1 protein-coding gene is annotated in these 390 nt (G+C 55.1%); it reads right to left on the reverse strand.

Annotated features, from left to right (window positions below):
- On the reverse strand, positions 1 to 200 hold a 200-nt coding region (locus tag E4T92_RS11005), incomplete at its 3' end, for a glutathione S-transferase N-terminal domain-containing protein (RefSeq protein ID WP_135094873.1).
- Between the last annotated feature and the right edge of the window lie 190 nt (positions 201 to 390).

The raw sequence follows: 390 nt of genomic DNA on the forward strand, positions 1-390 counted from the left end.
GCCCCGGACTCCGCCAGCACGTAGCCGTTGTCCTCCACCACCGGGGATTTGCCCAGCGGGTGAATGTTTTTTAACTCCGGCGGTGCCAGCATATTTTTCTGCCGCGGATAGCAGACAATCTGATAGGGCAGCTGCAGCTCTTCCAGCGCCCAGAGCACGCGCTGCGATCGCGATTGATTAAGGTGATGTACCGTCAGCATGGGTCTCTCCCGTCGTTTGTTCAAATTAACTATAGGAACTGGCGGTGAATGACGGGAAAAATTCGCCAAAATAAGCGGGTGGATTTAAGGGGATGTGCCACAATTAAGGTGTCGGCGCAATCCGGAACCTCCATCAACTTGTTGCGCAATACTGAGGGGAGCCGACGTCGGGGGAAACCCTCCTGTGAAC

The sequence above is a fragment of the Pasteurella sp. WM03 genome, assembly GCF_004570945.1.
GTDB lineage: Bacteria > Pseudomonadota > Gammaproteobacteria > Enterobacterales > Pasteurellaceae > Rodentibacter.